Source organism: Waterburya sp. (genome assembly GCF_058530065.1).
This window is the reverse complement of record NZ_JBZNBU010000144.1, coordinates 1-15,638: the sequence shown is the minus strand read 5'-3', so window position 1 is coordinate 15,638 and position 15,638 is coordinate 1. Positions and strand designations below refer to the sequence as shown.

At 38.6% G+C, this 15,638-nt stretch carries 17 protein-coding genes and 1 pseudogene; 7 read left to right on the top strand and 11 right to left on the bottom strand.

The features are described 5' to 3' along the window. Positions 1 to 222: transposase (locus AC33VI_RS09460; RefSeq protein ID WP_491782017.1), on the top strand; the 222-nt coding region annotated here is incomplete at its 5' end. Here the strand turns inward: AC33VI_RS09460 and AC33VI_RS09455 are convergent. From AC33VI_RS09455 to AC33VI_RS09445, 3 genes are all read right to left on the bottom strand, one after another. Beyond that, complete coding sequence (locus AC33VI_RS09455) at positions 200 to 436, bottom strand: hypothetical protein (protein WP_491782016.1); 237 nt, start codon at positions 434 to 436, stop codon at positions 200 to 202. The two genes, AC33VI_RS09460 and AC33VI_RS09455, sit on opposite strands and share 23 nt — an antisense overlap. A gap of 9 nt (positions 437 to 445) precedes the next feature. Next, entirely contained in the window at positions 446 to 1,606 is a 1,161-nt protein-coding gene (locus AC33VI_RS09450) for a DNA double-strand break repair nuclease NurA (RefSeq protein WP_491782015.1), read from the bottom strand. Between the two features lie 160 nt (positions 1,607 to 1,766). Further along, positions 1,767 to 2,204 carry a hypothetical protein gene (locus AC33VI_RS09445; RefSeq protein ID WP_491782014.1) on the bottom strand — a complete coding sequence of 146 codons (438 nt, stop codon included), beginning with the start codon at positions 2,202 to 2,204 and terminating at the stop codon, positions 1,767 to 1,769. A gap of 68 nt (positions 2,205 to 2,272) precedes the next feature. Here AC33VI_RS09445 and AC33VI_RS09440 point away from each other — a divergent pair, with 68 nt between their 5' ends. After that, positions 2,273 to 2,539, top strand: a complete 267-nt coding sequence (locus AC33VI_RS09440; protein ID WP_491782013.1) for a hypothetical protein — start codon at positions 2,273 to 2,275, stop codon at positions 2,537 to 2,539. Between the two features lie 135 nt (positions 2,540 to 2,674). On the opposite strand, the gene glmS is transcribed toward AC33VI_RS09440, so the two are convergent. Both glmS and AC33VI_RS09430 read right to left on the bottom strand, forming a co-directional pair. Next, positions 2,675 to 4,558: a glutamine--fructose-6-phosphate transaminase (isomerizing) gene (gene glmS, locus AC33VI_RS09435; RefSeq protein ID WP_491782012.1), complete on the bottom strand. Its 1,884-nt coding sequence runs from the start codon at positions 4,556 to 4,558 to the stop codon at positions 2,675 to 2,677. A gap of 91 nt (positions 4,559 to 4,649) precedes the next feature. Then, the gene (locus AC33VI_RS09430) at positions 4,650 to 5,252 is read right to left on the bottom strand and encodes a DUF3172 domain-containing protein (RefSeq protein WP_491782011.1); all 603 of its coding nucleotides are present in this window, start codon (positions 5,250 to 5,252) and stop codon (positions 4,650 to 4,652) included. A 113-nt stretch (positions 5,253 to 5,365) separates the two neighbouring features. On the opposite strand from AC33VI_RS09430, the gene AC33VI_RS09425 reads away from it, so the two are divergent. The 3 genes from AC33VI_RS09425 (at position 5,366) to AC33VI_RS09415 (ending at position 7,943) form a co-directional block, all read left to right on the top strand. Then, positions 5,366 to 6,184 (top strand): ABC transporter permease, encoded by an 819-nt coding sequence (locus tag AC33VI_RS09425; protein WP_491782018.1) that lies wholly within the window; start codon positions 5,366 to 5,368, stop codon positions 6,182 to 6,184. Positions 6,185 to 6,285: 101 nt separating this feature from the next. Further along, on the top strand, positions 6,286 to 7,251 hold the full coding sequence (locus tag AC33VI_RS09420) for a TonB family protein (RefSeq protein ID WP_491782010.1): 966 nt from the start codon (positions 6,286 to 6,288) through the stop codon (positions 7,249 to 7,251). A gap of 32 nt (positions 7,252 to 7,283) precedes the next feature. Further along, positions 7,284 to 7,943: a MotA/TolQ/ExbB proton channel family protein gene (locus tag AC33VI_RS09415; RefSeq protein WP_491782009.1), complete on the top strand. Its 660-nt coding sequence runs from the start codon at positions 7,284 to 7,286 to the stop codon at positions 7,941 to 7,943. Between the two features lie 28 nt (positions 7,944 to 7,971). On the opposite strand, the gene AC33VI_RS09410 is transcribed toward AC33VI_RS09415, so the two are convergent. The 3 genes from AC33VI_RS09410 to AC33VI_RS09400 form a co-directional block, all read right to left on the bottom strand. Further along, on the bottom strand, positions 7,972 to 9,045 hold the full coding sequence (locus AC33VI_RS09410) for a glycosyl transferase (RefSeq protein WP_491782008.1): 1,074 nt from the start codon (positions 9,043 to 9,045) through the stop codon (positions 7,972 to 7,974). Positions 9,046 to 9,061: 16 nt separating this feature from the next. Next, a complete protein-coding gene (locus AC33VI_RS09405) occupies positions 9,062 to 9,304 on the bottom strand; it encodes a hypothetical protein (protein ID WP_491782007.1) in 243 nt (80 codons plus the stop codon). A 150-nt stretch (positions 9,305 to 9,454) separates the two neighbouring features. Next, positions 9,455 to 10,327: a carbohydrate ABC transporter permease gene (locus tag AC33VI_RS09400; RefSeq protein ID WP_491782006.1), complete on the bottom strand. Its 873-nt coding sequence runs from the start codon at positions 10,325 to 10,327 to the stop codon at positions 9,455 to 9,457. A gap of 101 nt (positions 10,328 to 10,428) precedes the next feature. On the opposite strand from AC33VI_RS09400, the gene AC33VI_RS09395 reads away from it, so the two are divergent. Together AC33VI_RS09395 and AC33VI_RS09390 are read left to right on the top strand one after the other, a co-directional pair. Next, positions 10,429 to 11,586 carry a glycosyltransferase family protein gene (locus AC33VI_RS09395; protein ID WP_491782005.1) on the top strand — a complete coding sequence of 386 codons (1,158 nt, stop codon included), beginning with the start codon at positions 10,429 to 10,431 and terminating at the stop codon, positions 11,584 to 11,586. A gap of 34 nt (positions 11,587 to 11,620) precedes the next feature. After that, entirely contained in the window at positions 11,621 to 12,781 is a 1,161-nt protein-coding gene (locus tag AC33VI_RS09390; RefSeq protein ID WP_491782004.1) for a glycosyltransferase, read from the top strand. 92 nt (positions 12,782 to 12,873) lie between these two features. Here AC33VI_RS09390 and AC33VI_RS09385 read toward each other — a convergent pair. The 3 genes and pseudogenes from AC33VI_RS09385 to AC33VI_RS09375 all read right to left on the bottom strand — a co-directional run. Continuing rightward, positions 12,874 to 14,570 (bottom strand): annotated as a pseudogene (locus AC33VI_RS09385) (NAD+ synthase). Positions 14,571 to 14,658: 88 nt separating this feature from the next. After that, positions 14,659 to 15,441 (bottom strand): hypothetical protein, encoded by a 783-nt coding sequence (locus AC33VI_RS09380; protein ID WP_491782003.1) that lies wholly within the window; start codon positions 15,439 to 15,441, stop codon positions 14,659 to 14,661. Next, positions 15,438 to 15,638, bottom strand: a 201-nt coding sequence (locus tag AC33VI_RS09375) for a chorismate mutase family protein (RefSeq protein ID WP_491782002.1), incomplete at its 5' end; no start/stop codon positions are given. The genes AC33VI_RS09380 and AC33VI_RS09375, both read right to left, overlap by 4 nt.

Below are 15,638 nucleotides of genomic sequence, written 5' to 3'. Positions count from 1 at the left end.
TCAAAAAAAGGTAATTCGCGAGTACGTAAAGCTCTTTATATGCCAGCAGTTGTGGCTCAACGACATAATCCCATTATTCAGCAGTTTCGCGATCGCCTACGTCAAAAAGGAAAACATCCGATGGCAATTTTGGGCGCACTTTTGAGAAAGCTTCTCCATATTGCTTACGGAGTCATTAAAACTGGCAAGCCTTTCGATCCTAATTACTGTCAAGTTGGTTGACTTTTAAGACGGTATCTGTACTTAGAATTTGACCTAATATCACCAGTTCATTTTGTTCTTGAAGTTGAGTGAAATAAACAAGCTGACCTAATATTTGTTTGGCTTCGCTCTTTTGATTGATATCAATGACAATTTCTGTAGTGCTGCTAGGAGAGCCAATACTGCCAATATTGAAAGAATCGGATCGATCGTTAAGTAGAGAAGTTAAATCCATAAATATTGTTTAGTAGGTTCTATATGACTGAGTGATTAGTTTTAATAAATTTGGGTTGCTGCTGATTTCAAACTGGACGACAGTGCGGAGAGCTTCTAAACCCCCACTGATGCTTTTTGCCATCAAATCCGCTAGATATTGAGGATAAGGTTCTTGTATATCGCTAGAAACAACTTGCTCTTGAATAGCCTTTAACACTTTGGCTAGTTCGTATTCGCTTCTGGCACATTGTTCTTTGATCTCAATTCTGTAAGCAGGAGACCATTCGTAGGGTTTGTAATAAGTAAAATATATTTTGCGGTTTTTGGGAATTCTAATTGCTTCATTCAAGCTATTTTTCAAATTTTGTTTGATATCTGGCTCACAGTCTAATTTTTGGGAGAGAGAAATATTAAGACTGCTCCAAACACCTTTATTTTTTATTGTTTGACCTACTGGAAGCGGTTTTGTGAACTCGTTGGGACGTAAAACTAAACTCATAACAGTTTTATCATCTACTTTGAGATCGAAATCTTTTAATTCAGTTAAACCAATGTCTTGAGAACTATCGTATTTCACCATGTAGATAACGTTTTGATTCTCAATTGACTTTTTGAGGGAGGCAACAACATCCAGGCTATTGATGATATCAAACATGGTTTTAGCATGAATGGGATCGTCAAGAGTAGACATACTAGTTAAGCTGTTGATGCCTATGACTGGTGTTTGATGCGAACCATCAGCAATAATCACGTCGTGAGGAGATTCACTAATTACTAGTAGTTCTAGTGCAGTCATAGCTCCGCGAACAATTTTTGAATTGCTTTCTGAATGATGGGAAAGAACACCTTGCCAATTTTTATGTTGAATTCCCGACCATTTTCTTTTATCTTCACGAACTAATCCTTCTACACCCACTGCTACAGCTATGAGTGTGTCTGCTCCCAAAGCTTTATCTATAGCCTGTCCTCCATCAATCCCAGAAACAGAAGGACTGGATGGGTTTTCCAGTTCGCTTGCGTTGCGAATTAATGATGATTCTCCAAGTTTTTCATATATTTTTTCTTTATTTTCTAGCAACTTATCGAAGAGTGGCTTTAAATCTTCAGTAATTCTGGGAGCGTCTTCGATTATTTCTAGTAATAAATCATCTGGTAAATTTGCATATAGCTCATTTCTAGCTCGATCCATTAAGAAAATTGTTCGTATTAACTACAACTTTCTCTTTCTACAGCATAAATAGAAGTATTTGGTTGTATTTAATAATTCATCAAGGATTGCAGTCTCATTAAACCAAGCGAGTTACTGCTTCAAAACATTTCAATTCAATAAAAACAGCAGTTTATGTATTTTAGATTACAGCGATATAAGCAGGATCTTCTAATCCCATCTTTTCACCGCGATCGATGGTTAAAATTTTAGTTTTTTCAACGGTAATATCTTTATTTACTATAATCCCAGTTTTCTTGTTATCTTTTGAGAAGACGCGATCGCCGATACGAACCAATTTCCAAACACATTCTCTAACGCGATCTATTTCCCAAGCAGCTAAAGCAAACATCTCTAACATCAACAACCACTTCCAGAAGTTTTTAATCAAATCGTCGAAAGAAAGAAAACTCGCCATTCTCCTTTGATTCAAGACATTTTCGATGTGTATCCAAGTTACCTGCGATCGCCCTGTGGCTGCAATGATACGAATTATTTTTACAGGGCGATTTTGAAATAATGTTTGCAAAACAGCCTCTAGCTGATCAGAGTTGAGGATTTTGTTTATTCTTGGTAGCATAGTCTTATATGTTATAGGGATTCTACTAAATATGTAGAATCTTCTTTCCTCCTTATTGTACATAAAAAATGCAGGAGAAAAAAGTAAAACCAGGCAAACATCCCAACAGTTTGAAAAACTTAAAATTAGGGGGGAATAAGCTAAGATACGAACAACCAAAAAAGCGAAGAAGCATTTCTTTGACTGACGAGGGGTGGGATAAATGCCGTCAGTTAACCAAAGAAAATTTTGGTCTAAGCGTTTCAGAGTTTATGGAACAGTTGGGAAGAGGCGAAATCGATTTAGAAGTTCTCAAAAAAGCGATGTCTAAACCTAACTCTGCAACCGCCAAGTAATTTACATTTAATTGAATCAAAGTAAAGCCATACTCGATCGCCTTGCAAAATAATTGAGTATGGCTTATTATATTTATATGATTTTAAGCGTAATGCTAAGATAAGCAGAGTAAAAACGAGAAAAAAGCAGTTATCCTACTCAACAGTAACACTTTTAGCTAAATTCCTGGGCTGGTCTACATCTAAGCCTTTAATCGCTGCAATATGGTAAGACAAGATTTGCAAGGGTATAACCGCCAAGACAGGAGAGACAATTTCATCCACTTCGGGTACGGTTAAAATATCGTCGAATGTATGTCCTGCTTCGGTAGCATTCATGGCAGTAGTAACGCCAATTAAACGAGCATCGCGAGCTTTGGCTTCTTGGGCGTTGGAAATTACTTTGTCGTAGACGCTTCCAGGCATGGCTACGGCTACTACTGGTACTTTATTATCCAATAAAGCGATCGGTCCGTGTTTCATTTCTCCTGCGGGGTATGCCTCTGCATGGATGTAAGAGATTTCTTTGAGTTTTAACGCACCTTCGAGGGCAATGGGGAAGTTGATACCCCGCCCGATAAAGATAAAGTCTTCGGTTTCGGTAGTGAAATGGTGAGCTAGATCTTCGATCGCATCTGCTTGAGTGTCTAAGATGGTTTCGATTTGGCTGGGTATTTGACGTAAGCCTTCGACGATTTCGCTAATTCTCTGATTAGATACACTTTGACGGCGATAGGCTAAATCTAAGGCTAGGAAGTAAAAGCCCATTGTTTGGGCGATAAAAGTTTTGGTAGCAGCTACGCCGATTTCAATTCCTGCTTGAGTATCGATAATGCGATCGCATATTTGAGCGATGCTACTTTCAGCGCGGTTGGTAATAGCTAGTAGTTTGGCATGATATTTGGGGTTTAAATCTGCTCTTCTTGCTCTTTCTGATTCTAATGCCGCAATGGTATCGGCAGTTTCTCCCGACTGGGTAACGCCAATGGTGAGGGTGTGGGGAATTACTGGTTTGGGAGAGTAGCGAAACTCGGAAGCATAGTCTACGGTAGTGGGTATTTTAGCTACTTGTTCGAGGAGATATTTTCCGATGAGGGCAGCGTGCCAACTAGTACCGCAAGCGACGATTTGAATATGTTCTAAGCTGTCGGTCATGTCGGGAGTTAAACCGATGTTTACGGGGCTGTAATCGGGGTTTTCATCAGCGTGCCAATTAGGATTGATATAGGCATTTAAACTGCTTCTAACTACCGCAGGTTGCTCGTAAATTTCCTTGAGCATATAGTGACGGAAACCCTGTTTTTCTACTTGGGTGGGATTCCAATCGAGAGTGCGGGGGAAGCGGGAAACTCGATCGCCTGAGAAGGTATAGATTTCTACTCCCAAAGGTGTTAATTTGGCTATTTCGCCGTTTTCTAGATTGAGAATAGTGCGAGTGAAGGGAAGAATTGCTGTCATATCTGAAGCACAGAAGAATTCCCCCTGTCCGAATCCTAATACTAGAGGGGCTTGTTGTCTTGCCACAATTAATTCGTAGGGATTGTCGGCATGAACTACAGCGATCGCAAATGCTCCTTCTAGACGAGCGATCGCTTTTTGGATGGCATCCATTAAGGAATTAGAATTAGGCAATAAAACATCAATTAGATGGGGAATCACCTCTGTATCGGTTTCCGAGCGAAATTCGATCCCTTTACTAATTAATTCTTCTTTTAACTCTAAATAATTTTCAATTATCCCATTTTGCACCACTGCCAAAGTACCATCGGCGTTTAAGTGTGGATGGGCGTTATGTTCTTCGGGTTTACCGTGAGTCGCCCAACGGGTATGTCCGATACCCAATTGTCCTTGATGCTCGGTTTGTCCTATTTTGGCTCGAAGATTAAAGAGTTTTCCTTTGGCTTTGACACAGCTAACTTTACCCGACTCAATAGTAGCTACCCCCGCAGAATCGTAACCACGATATTCTAATCTTTCTAAACCTGCAACTAAGATTTCTGTAGCCCCTTGAGTGCCAATGTAGCCGACAATTCCACACATAACTAATTAAATTGTATATGTTAATCAAGTTGTTCTAACCGACTCCTAGTTTAGACCAAAAAAAAGATTAATCTTGTATAGATTGTCTAGGTTAAAAATTATCCGATTCTGGTAATACGCCTCCTGATTGTCCATTCCGATTAAGAAATAAATTTCCAGCCGAATCATTTTGATAGACACAATCAATTTTGGGTTGACCATCCAAATTACCCACGAAACCAAAAGTATTCATGCGCCTTTTGCAATCTCTCACCTGTTCGGAAGATACTAAATTTTTTTGTTCTAAAAGCGACCAATTAGTTCGACGCAAGACACATCCAGGCTGCATCCGAGGTTGAGTTAGATACACGCTAAAAGGATTGAGGCTTAAAAATACTCGCATATCAGTAACGATCGCACTCGCTCCGAACTGCTGGCATATTTCAGGGTTAGGTGCGGCTCGATCTATTTGCAAACTAGAATCAACCGATTCGTTACTACCAGATCCGCTGGAAAGATTTAAAGCCAATCCGATCACAATTCCTACCACAAAGACACTACCGAGAATCGCTAATTTGGCTACATCAAAAGGATTTTTCTTTTCTGATGCAAAGGAATTAGAACGATAGTTATTCGGAGGATTGTAGCGATCGCCGAACTCTCGATTATTTTTATAATTATTGTTACGATTACTATTACTATTTCTACGAGCCATGTTGTGATTGGGTGATTATTGATTGAGTGATTGCTGATAAAGTATTAAGGAATATTAATTAATCATAGATATTTCTATTTTAAGATTTTTGGTCAGTGAAATTACAATCTCCCATTAAAAACAAGCAACGCCAAAGAACTATTGTAGTTCCTAAATTCAAAACCATTTTAGAAGACACTTTAACCATATTTTGGGGCGAGTGGCTGGACTTAAGGGCTAGGGTGGCTCAAATAGCAGCAACGGGGCTGATTTCTCCCTTGATTTATATTTTAGCTTTTGGTTTGGGTTTGGGTAGTACCATCGATCGCTCGATCGAACCCAGTGCGGGAGCGAATTATTTGGAATTTATTTTGCCTGGAATGGTTGCCCTTTCTTCTATGACTATTAGTTTTGGGGGAACGACTTTTTCGATCTGTGGCGATCGCTTGTTTAGTAAAACCTTTGACGAATTGTTATTATTGCCCGTTCATCCTTTAGCGTTGCATTTGGGTAAAATGTTTGCGGGCATAGTAAGAGGCGTGATGACTGCTGCATCGGTAATTCTAGTAGCCATATTGTTTACGGGCAAGATTGGTAGTTTTCTCAATCCTTTATTTATCTTATTATTGGTGCTTAACTGTGCCGTGTTTGCAGGGTTGGGAGTAATTGTCGGTTTGCGAGTCAAATCCCTCGAAAGCGTCGGTTTATACAATAATTTTGCGATCGTTCCCATGTCTTTTTTAGGCGGTACATTTTTTGACCCCGCAAGTCTTCCCGCAGCCTTAAAACCAGTAGTCTATCTTTTACCCCTAACCTACACTAGTATGGGGTTAAGAGCAGCCGCTTATTTACCTTTATCTGACTTTCCCTGGTATTCTATCCCCATTCTTTTAGGATTTGCGACGGCTTTAGCTGCGGTGGGTGCGTATCAATTTGCCAATCAGAGAAGCTAATTTGAAGAAATAATGTAGGGGGCTGTTTGCGAACAGCCCGTACGGCAATTAAATTTGTTAGTCTAAGAGCGAGTTGAATTGCAGGATAGGTGTTATGGGAAATGGTTAAATTAAAGCCAAAAAGCGATCGCAATCCAGAAACTTTAAATACTAATTATGTTGAATATCGTGGTTTTCGCTGGCATCACCTTTTATTATTTGTCTTAGGTTCGGCGATCGTTCACGGTATTCTTTTTTTGGCATTATCTAGATATCAAGCTACTCAACCTATAGAAGAAAAAGAAGAAAATAAACCTATTGAATTTGTCGTCATACCCCCAGAAGAAACCAGTGAAGAACCACCTCCAGATACTAACAATATCTCTACGGACAACTCTGTAGCCTCATCGAACGAGCAACCACAACAAACACCCTCCACCGAAGAAATAGGTCAAGATCTTGTTGCTTCCCCCGCACCAGCACCAGCACCAGCACCAGCACCGCCTCCATCCCAACCCCAACCAGAACCAGTAGCAGAAGCCGAGGTAAAACCAGAACCAGCACCCAAGCCAGAACCAGAACCAGCACCCAAGCCAGAGCCAGAGCCAGAACCAGAACCAGTCGCTACTCGTTTACCTCCCCAAACAGAACCAGAACCCCCTGTTGGCAATCAGGGTAGTGCTGCGGATTTATTGGGAGGAGATTATAAGAAAGCTTTAGCAGATGGCGGATCTGATGCCTTTTTTAGTCCTGAAGCTTTGACTCATGAAACAGTTCTCAATCCAGGTCAAATAAATGCTTTAAGAGATATAGATTTGAGCGCCTATTTTGCTGAAATCAAGAGACGAGTTAAACGAAACTGGCATCCTTCATATTCGTCGGAAGAACAAACTACTTTTTTAACGTTCAAAATTCAAAAAAATGGTCAGATTGCCGATCTTCAGGTAACGACAAGTTCTGGATCGTCAAAATTAGATAATGAATCCCTTGCAGCAGTACAAAATTCTGGTCCTTTCGATCCTTTACCACCAGATTTTCCTTTAGAAGCATTAGAAATTGAATTTAGCTTTAATATATACCTTTATTAGAAAAACTTCGATCGCAGTCAGATTGTAAATTTATGACAGATACTATCTTGCAATTGTTTGAGAGTGGTGGAATAGTAATGTATCCTTTGCTGGGATTATCGATCTATTCCTTAGCAATGATCTTAGAGCGATCGCTTTTTTGGTTGCGAACATCTAAACAACAAGATGCTGTCATCAAGCAGTTATTAAATCTCTATCGAGATGATACTGATGCAGCAACTATGATGTTGCAACGTCATCTTAATTTACCCGTCGCTCGTATTTTTTTAGTGGCATTATCCCTCAAACGTTCGACTCCAGAGAAGTTTAAACTAGCTTTAGAAACTGCCGCCCAAGCAGAAATCCCCGTACTGAAACGCTTTAACAATGGTTTTGAAACCGTAATTAGTCTGTCTCCCCTGTTGGGCTTGCTAGGTACGGTAATTGGTTTGATCGTTTCTTTGTCTTCTTTACAGTTGGGAGATATTGAATCTTCTCAAGCAACAGGAGTAACTGGCGGAATCGGCGAGGCATTAACTTCTACCGCAGCAGGTTTGATTGTGGCGATCGCAACTCTCTTTTTTGCTAGTATTTTTCGAGGTTTGTATTTACGTCAGATAGCTTTAATTCAAGAAGTCGGCGGACAATTGGAATTGATTCATCTCGATAAATGCGAAAATCCTCTAGATGCCTTGTCTAAATCGGAACATTGATTAGGGGGAATTTCGCTAAATGCCTCTACTAACCACTAACAAACCGAGATATATCCCCAGCAATTTTAGTCGCGCCATCTTTGGCTAGTTTTTCTGTTTTGCGCGGTGGCGTTAAATCTTGACGTAAAAAATCCCAATTTCCTGGGAAGAATTCTTCTGTAGGAATAATTTGGTGGGGGGAATAGTCTTGAATTCCATCGAGTAATACTTCTGCTTCGGCAAAGCCTTGACGAGTGAGGGTGACGATTGGCAAGTCGCAATACATAGCTTCGGAGAAAGTGCTATATCCTGGTTTAGAAAAAACACGATCGCATAATGGCATAAAATCGATCGGACGCAAAGTATTGTCTTGGATTTGAACTAAATTGGGCAGATCTGGGGCGTTGCGATCGAAGGTGATAAACTGCCAGTCGGGAAAATGTTTGAGGTTGTGATAGGGAATCTTTTGTAAGCCCAAACCGCCAAAAGTTAGTAGGATGGTTTTCTCTTTGGGTGCGGTTAAATTAAATCTGGCGGTTAAGGCTGCATCGTTGGGCTGACAACCCGTTAAGCCCACATCAATAATATTAGGAAACGCCCTCATTGGTTCGGCTAAGGGCAAGCGATACAAGCGATCGCTTTGACTGTAGTAGTTGGCAATCCAGTTAGCAATCTTGGCAAATTCTTCTCCCCAATCGCGATAGATAAAGTCCCAGCCAAAATTACTCATCATCCAGCAAGGAATTCCCGCAGCACGAGCGATCGGAGCAGCTAAGGCAGGTATATCGGCTAAAACTAATTTAACATTATGGTCGCGAATATATTTAGCTTCTTCGGCAATGATGCGATCCGAGTCGGCAATAATACTTTGCATCTTACTCAGGGTAGTATCTCGATCCATGGTCAAGCTATCTTTTTGAATCACCCCTACATCGAAAACCCGTTGGCGATAAACAAATTCTCCCTTGATGTAAGATTTCAACAGCCATTCAGGAGCAACCGTCACCAAAATCAAGGTGATATCGGGACGAATTTGACGCAACTTTTCTGCTACTGTTGCCGCACGCACCCCATGACCAAAACCGTGACTGGTTACTGCTATGTAAATGGCTGGTTGAGACATAATTAGAAACAATAAATTACAAGCCTAATTCCCTTTCTATGTTATTTCTTTGAACTGCTTCAAGACAAGCACCTTGTTGTTCGAGGGGAAGAGTCGAACAATTATCTGTTTGTCTTAAGACTTCTTGTGCTTCTAGTTGAGCTTGTCTAAAACTATCGTCTTCCGTTCTAGCATCAGCATTATTGGAGGAATTATCGCTACAGCTAACAGCAAAAGCCATTAGAAATAAACTGAAGGCGATCGATAAGTTCTTGTTCATAGTTATTTTGGTTGTTTTGGGAAAGTACTATTGTTTTTTCTTTTATAACAACAACCTATTACTTTTCTTAAAGGGTGAAATTAACTAGACTTTAATCTAAAAACACAAAAAAAATATTCTTATTCAGGAAAATCACTGAAGTATTTAGATTTATTCATTACCTTTGGCAGTTAATTTAAGATTAATAATTGATAGTCCTAAAATACCTAAAAATAGTATTAAGCCGATCGTACAAGCATAGCTAATATCTAAATCTTGAAAAGCCTTTTCATAAAGATAGTAAACTATAGTTTTAGAGCTATTCCCAGGTCCTCCTTGAGTCATAATATAAATCTCTTCAAAAACTTTTGTGGCTGAAATTGCCGAGATTATTCCTACTAAAAATAAATAGGGACGCATTAAAGGAAGGGTAATATCTAAGTGCTTTTGCCAACCATCCGAACCATCAATCGCTGCTGCTTCGTAAAGTTCTTCAGGAATTGATTGCAATCCTGCCAGATAAATTACCATATAATAACCCAAGCCTTTCCAAATTGTAACTAACATCACGCTCCACAAAGCTAAGTTAGGATCTGTTAGCCAGCGAACTCCCTCGACAAAACCTATTTGTCTGAGAAATTGATTCAATAAACCGTTCTGAGTATAAAGAGCTTTCCAAGCAATTCCTGCTACTACCATAGAAATTACTACAGGGGTATAAAATGCCGTTCTAAACCAATTTATACCTCGTATTTTTTGATTGACTATAATTGCTAAACCCAAGGGTAAAATAATCAAAATTGGAACTACACCAACCAAATAAAGTAGAGTATTACCAACAGTTTTCCAAAAGATTGTATCTTGCAATAATCTTTGAAAATTCCTTATTCCTACCCACTGAGGTAATTGGGTAATATCGTATTCATAACTAGTAAAACTAAGGGCAAAAGCTTGGATAGCTGGCAAGAAAACGGTAAAACCGAGCAATATGAGCGCAGGAATCGTAAAACCATAGGGTGTAAATTTTTTTTGTTCAAACTTCATATTTATCGATCGCCTATTTAACTTATAATTTTTCTAATTAATCTTTAAAAGATAATTTAACCAATTTTTATTTGACTTGATATTTTACTTATCGATCGCATATGCCAATAAATTTACACGACTACTATAATCGAGAGTCTCGCACTTTGGTATGGTCGTTACGCAATATTCAAAATTTTATTTATAATTCCAGTTTGTTTGAATTTGAAGACATTATTGATTCTGTAGATCGGGTAGATTTAATTGCACCCCCTCAATATGGCAAAGCTGGTAGCGCGGTGAAACGTCTGGTCAAAACTCAAGCTAGTAAATTTAAGCTTTTGACTCAACTCAATCCTTATTTTGCAACGGTCAATCTAGAGCGAGAATACGATATTTTTTTGGCTATTCTGGATTTTCCTTGGAATATCATTTCCATGAATTTATTAAAAAACTTGCGCCAAAAATCTAAATTTGCAGTTTGCTATCTGGACGAACTTTGGAATAGCGATTTGCCTAAATTCAATCATTTTTTGGAATTTATCGACAATTTCGATTTAATTTGTGTCAATTACGCCGCGACTGTCGAAAATGTCCGTCGAGTAACCAATGTTCCTTGTATTTTTCTGCCTTCTGGAGTAGATGCAATTAAATTTTGTCCCGATTTTGCCACAAATCTCCGTGCTGTTGATATCTGTAGTTTGGGTAGAAGATCGCAGATCTCTCACGAGGCTTTATTAAAACTGGCAGAAGAAAAACCATATTACTATTCTTACGATTATATAAGTGGGGCGGGGATGAGAAGCAATCGCCACCAAGAACATCGCACCCTAACTGCTAATCTGCTGAAAAGTAGTCGCTACTATATTACCAATTATGCCAAAGTAGACGAACCCCATCGCACTCAAGGACAAATGGAAATTGGCTCGCGCTTTTTTGAGGGTGCTGCCGCAGGAGCAATTTGTCTTGGTACGCCCCCCGATACCGATGTTTTTCGGGAACTTTTTGATTGGGAAGGGGCAGTAATTCCGATCGCCTTTGACGAGCCAAATATTGATAAGATTATCCTCGAATTGGATTCTCAGCCAGAATGTTTAAGACAAATTTCTCTTAATAATGCGATTAATTCTCTTCGCAGACATGACTGGGTATATCGCTGGGAAACAATTTTAAATCAATTAAATTTACCCCAAACAGAACAACTCAAACAAAGAAAACTAACCTTAGAGCAAATGGCAGTTTCTTGTGAAGAATTACTAGCAAAAAATACTGTCTACTAAAGTTGATTTTATTATTATTTACTATTTAAAACCTATGCAAGTCAATTTCAGCGACTACCAAAATCCAGAATCTCGTACGTTAATTTGGTCGCTACGGGATATTCAAAACTTTATTTACAATTCTTGTTTATTTGAATTTGAAGATCTTATTCATTTCCTAGATGATGCCGATCTAATTGTTCCTCCTCAATACGATTTTATGGGGAAAGTTATCAAAAAACTAGTCAAGTATCAAACTAAAAACTTTCAATCCCTAATTAATCTCAATCCTTATCTCCAGCCAGTAAATCTAGAACAGGAATATGATGTTTTCTTGGCAACTTTAGATTTTCCTTGGAATATAGCATCCATCAATCTACTCAAAAATCTACGCCAAAAGTGTAAATTCATGGTGTGTTATATAGTTGAAATTTGGAATAGTGATTTGCCAAAATTCGTTAATATGCTCGAACATCTTCAAGATTTCGACCTCATTTGTTTGGGACACTATCATGTAGTAGAAAATGTCCAGCAATTAACTAATGTCCCTTGTATTTATCTTCCACCAGCCATAGATACAATTAAGTTTCATCCTGACTTGAACCAGAAACGTTCGATTGATATTTGTAGCTTGGGTAGACGTTCTGATATTACTCACCAAACCTTATTAAAATTAGCAGAACAACAGCAATATTTTTACTATTATGACTATACAACTGGTGCAGATCTAAGGAGTAACAAACATCAAGAACATCGAACTTTTACCGCTAATTTATTAAAAACCAGTCGCTATTTTATTACCAATCATGCCAAGGTAAACATACCACAACAAATCCAAGGACAAATGGAGATTGGCTATCGTTTCTTTGAAGGTGCTGCTGCGGGGGCAATTTGTATTGGCAAGCCTCCTAATACTGATATATTCAGAGAACTTTTTGATTGGGAAGATGCAGTAATTCCTATCCCTTTTGACGAACCCAATATCGATCGCATTCTTTTAGAATTAGACGCTCAACCAGAATTTTTGGCTAAAATACGCAGAAATAATGTGATTAATTCTCTCCGCAAACATGATTGGGTATACCGTTGGTCACAAGTACTTAATGAATTAGGTTTATCTCCCACTAAAGCTATGGAACAACGGAAAGCTACTCTCGAACAAATGGCACAAGCGATCGAATCACCTGTAGTTAGCCCAACGGCAAAGTCAAATTAGATACTTGGTATGTATCCAATGTTAGGACATCTATATTTAGGTAGTAGATAGTAGATTTCACAAATTTTAGAGAGAAACTTATTACTTATTACTTAAATTAGCCACCTACTAGCGATCGGCATCCGCCAACCAGTACCAAAAGCGCGATCAGTGATTTTGATTCCTGGGGGTGCTTGACGGCGTTTGAACTCCGCACGAGTTAGCAGTTTAATAACTCGATTTACGGTATCTGCATTATGCCCAGCTGCGACTATTTCTGCTTGAGATTGATGCTGACAAACAACGCGTTCCAATATATCATCTAGTATCTCATAATCGGGCAAAGAATCGGAGTCTTTTTGATCGGGTTTCAATTCTGCACTGGGTGGTTTGGTAATAATATTGACGGGGATTACTTTATGCGAAGCGGCTTGCCCTCGAATGGGGGTATCCTTTAGGGCTTTATCTCTGTTTAACCAGCGGCAGATTTTAAACACCCTAGTTTTTGGCACGTCGGCAATTACCGCCAAACCGCCATTCATATCACCGTATAAAGTACAGTAACCTACCGCCATCTCTGATTTATTTCCTGTAGACAGCAACAAATAGCCAAACTTATTAGCCACTGCCATTAATAAATTACCCCGTATCCGCGATTGAATATTCTCTTCAGCCACGCCAAATTCAGTACCCGCAAACATCGGATCGAGAATAGTATCGTAAGCCTCCATCGCCCCTTTAATAGCTAGCTGTTGGCTATTTATTCCCAGATTCTTCACCAAATCTTCCGCATCGCTAATCGAATGCCCAGAACTATAGGGAGATGGCATCAATACCCCCAAAACATTTTCCGCGCCTAAAGCTGAGGCTGCAACTGCTGCTACCAAAGCCGAATCAATACCGCCACTCAATCCTAATATAGCCTTTTTAAAACCACATTTTCTAGCATAATCTTTTACTCCCAACACCAAAGCGTTATATATCTCTTCATTAATCTCCCCATCTCCCCGTCTCCCCGTCTCCTTGTCTCCCAGTCTTTCTGTATCTATCGACAAAAGATCCGAATCAAAACCTTTAGCACGACATACCAATTCCCCCACACTATTAAACACGACGCTATTACCATCAAAAATCAAGTCATCATTTCCCCCACCTGATTTACATAAATCGTTGGCTTGTTATAGGAAATCGCTGCATGATTTAACATCCTTTCTCTTAGTTTTTGCTTGCCAACGGTATAAGGAGAAGCCGACAAGTTAACTATCAGATCTACATTTAACTCTGCCAACTCTTCAATGGGATTAATCTCATAGCTGCGTTTTCCCCAAAACTGTTCGTCATTCCACAAGTCTTCGCAGATACTTACACCAATCTTGAGGTTATCTAGAGTAAAGTGATTGGCTTCGTAACCTGGTTCAAAATAGCGATCTTCATCAAAGACATCATAAGTAGGCAATAACCGCTTGTGGAAGATTTGCTTTATTTCTCCCCCGTCAATTAATGCCATACTGTTATACAGTGGCTTTTGTCCTTTGGAGTTGGCGTGAGGGTTGGTTTCTACCGTACCTACTAACACTGCAATATTACTGGGTATCTTGGTGGCAATTTGTTTTAATTCCTGCGACATCTTTTCGACAAACCCAGGATAGAGTAATAAATCTCTGGGAGGATAGCCACAAAGGGATAATTCTGGAGTCAATAACAATCTGGCATTTTGTTCGGCTGCGGTTTGGGTTGCTTCGATTATTTGTTGGGCATTATTGGTAATGTCGCCGATAGTGGGGTTTAGTTGGGCTATTGTTATTTTCATGTTTTTGTTTCACGCAAAGGCGCAGAGGCGCTAAGGGGTTATTTGTTTTAAGTTGAGTTTGGTTGGTAAGAGAAAGAAGAGGAAAGAGTTAGTTTATATGTTGTTTTAGTTTCTCGATCGCTTTTGAAGCTTGTTTTGAATTTTGGAAATAATCGAAAAAGTACGATATTTCTGCATCGGTAGTTAGCATAATCGAATTTTTTTCTTTATTAATAGATGTAATTTGTAGTTTATCTATGGAATAGTTTTTGCGAGCGCTTGTAAAAGGAGACTTTTCTATTATCATTAGTTTGTTTTGTTTAAAATTAAATATATAGGTTGTAATTGGCTGAATTAAGATACAAAATATTCCAATTAATATAGTGACTGGAAGTATTAGTATAAAAGGATAAAGTAAAGAAAATATTTTTCTAGTTATTTCTAGCTTGTCTTGTTTCCGACTGTGAATAAAATTATGAATTTGCTCAACTTCATTCAACGCCTGTCTTGGAAATCGATAAAGATAGACATCATAAAATCCTAAAAAGCTATGACTTGGAAAATAGTTCTTCTCAATCTGATTGTGTAATAAATTAATTTCTGTATTTAGTAAGATTCTTCCGTTACTCAATATATGTTGTATCTCTCCTATATTTTTAATAGTCTGATGTCGTAAATCACTTTTAAATAAAGCTGACTCTATAAGTTGGCAATTTATAGTATTGAACCAACTGCGCTCACAAGTTAATGATGAGTATATTGGTGCATTTAATAAAAGCTGATAGTTAACTATAATTACAGCAATAGTCCCACAAAAAAAGACAAACCAAGCTTTTGTAGGATATCTACCTAAGGTTATTTTATTATCAATATTTTCTATAACTAGAATCATTTCGATACTTCAGTAATATAGTAGTCGATTAAATATTGAGATATCTTGTTTACTAGGTTTGGATGTAACCCTACTGATAAAGCCCAGCTTTTCCTTTCTTCTAATATTGTTTTAAAATTGCGATCGCATTTAGCTAGATCTGGCTTTTGTTTTTGTATGACTGCCATGTATTTATATCTTTGAGAGATTAAATTAAT

Bases quoted from the DNA above. Each gene is read 5' to 3' on its own strand.
- AC33VI_RS09440 (WP_491782013.1), top strand. From the start codon at position 2,273: ATGCAGGAGAAAAAAGTAAAACCAGGCAAACATCCCAACAGTTTGAAA.
- AC33VI_RS09450 (WP_491782015.1), bottom strand. From the start codon at position 1,606: ATGGATCGAGCTAGAAATGAGCTATATGCAAATTTACCAGATGATTTA.
- AC33VI_RS09410 (WP_491782008.1), bottom strand. From the start codon at position 9,045: ATGTCTCAACCAGCCATTTACATAGCAGTAACCAGTCACGGTTTTGGT.
- AC33VI_RS09395 (WP_491782005.1), top strand. From the start codon at position 10,429: ATGCCAATAAATTTACACGACTACTATAATCGAGAGTCTCGCACTTTG.
- AC33VI_RS09420 (WP_491782010.1), top strand. From the start codon at position 6,286: ATGGTTAAATTAAAGCCAAAAAGCGATCGCAATCCAGAAACTTTAAAT.
- AC33VI_RS09455 (WP_491782016.1), bottom strand. From the start codon at position 436: ATGGATTTAACTTCTCTACTTAACGATCGATCCGATTCTTTCAATATT.
- AC33VI_RS09380 (WP_491782003.1), bottom strand. From the start codon at position 15,441: ATGATTCTAGTTATAGAAAATATTGATAATAAAATAACCTTAGGTAGA.
- AC33VI_RS09405 (WP_491782007.1), bottom strand. From the start codon at position 9,304: ATGAACAAGAACTTATCGATCGCCTTCAGTTTATTTCTAATGGCTTTT.
- AC33VI_RS09400 (WP_491782006.1), bottom strand. From the start codon at position 10,327: ATGAAGTTTGAACAAAAAAAATTTACACCCTATGGTTTTACGATTCCT.
- AC33VI_RS09415 (WP_491782009.1), top strand. From the start codon at position 7,284: ATGACAGATACTATCTTGCAATTGTTTGAGAGTGGTGGAATAGTAATG.
- AC33VI_RS09445 (WP_491782014.1), bottom strand. From the start codon at position 2,204: ATGCTACCAAGAATAAACAAAATCCTCAACTCTGATCAGCTAGAGGCT.
- AC33VI_RS09390 (WP_491782004.1), top strand. From the start codon at position 11,621: ATGCAAGTCAATTTCAGCGACTACCAAAATCCAGAATCTCGTACGTTA.
- glmS (WP_491782012.1), bottom strand. From the start codon at position 4,558: ATGTGTGGAATTGTCGGCTACATTGGCACTCAAGGGGCTACAGAAATC.
- AC33VI_RS09430 (WP_491782011.1), bottom strand. From the start codon at position 5,252: ATGGCTCGTAGAAATAGTAATAGTAATCGTAACAATAATTATAAAAAT.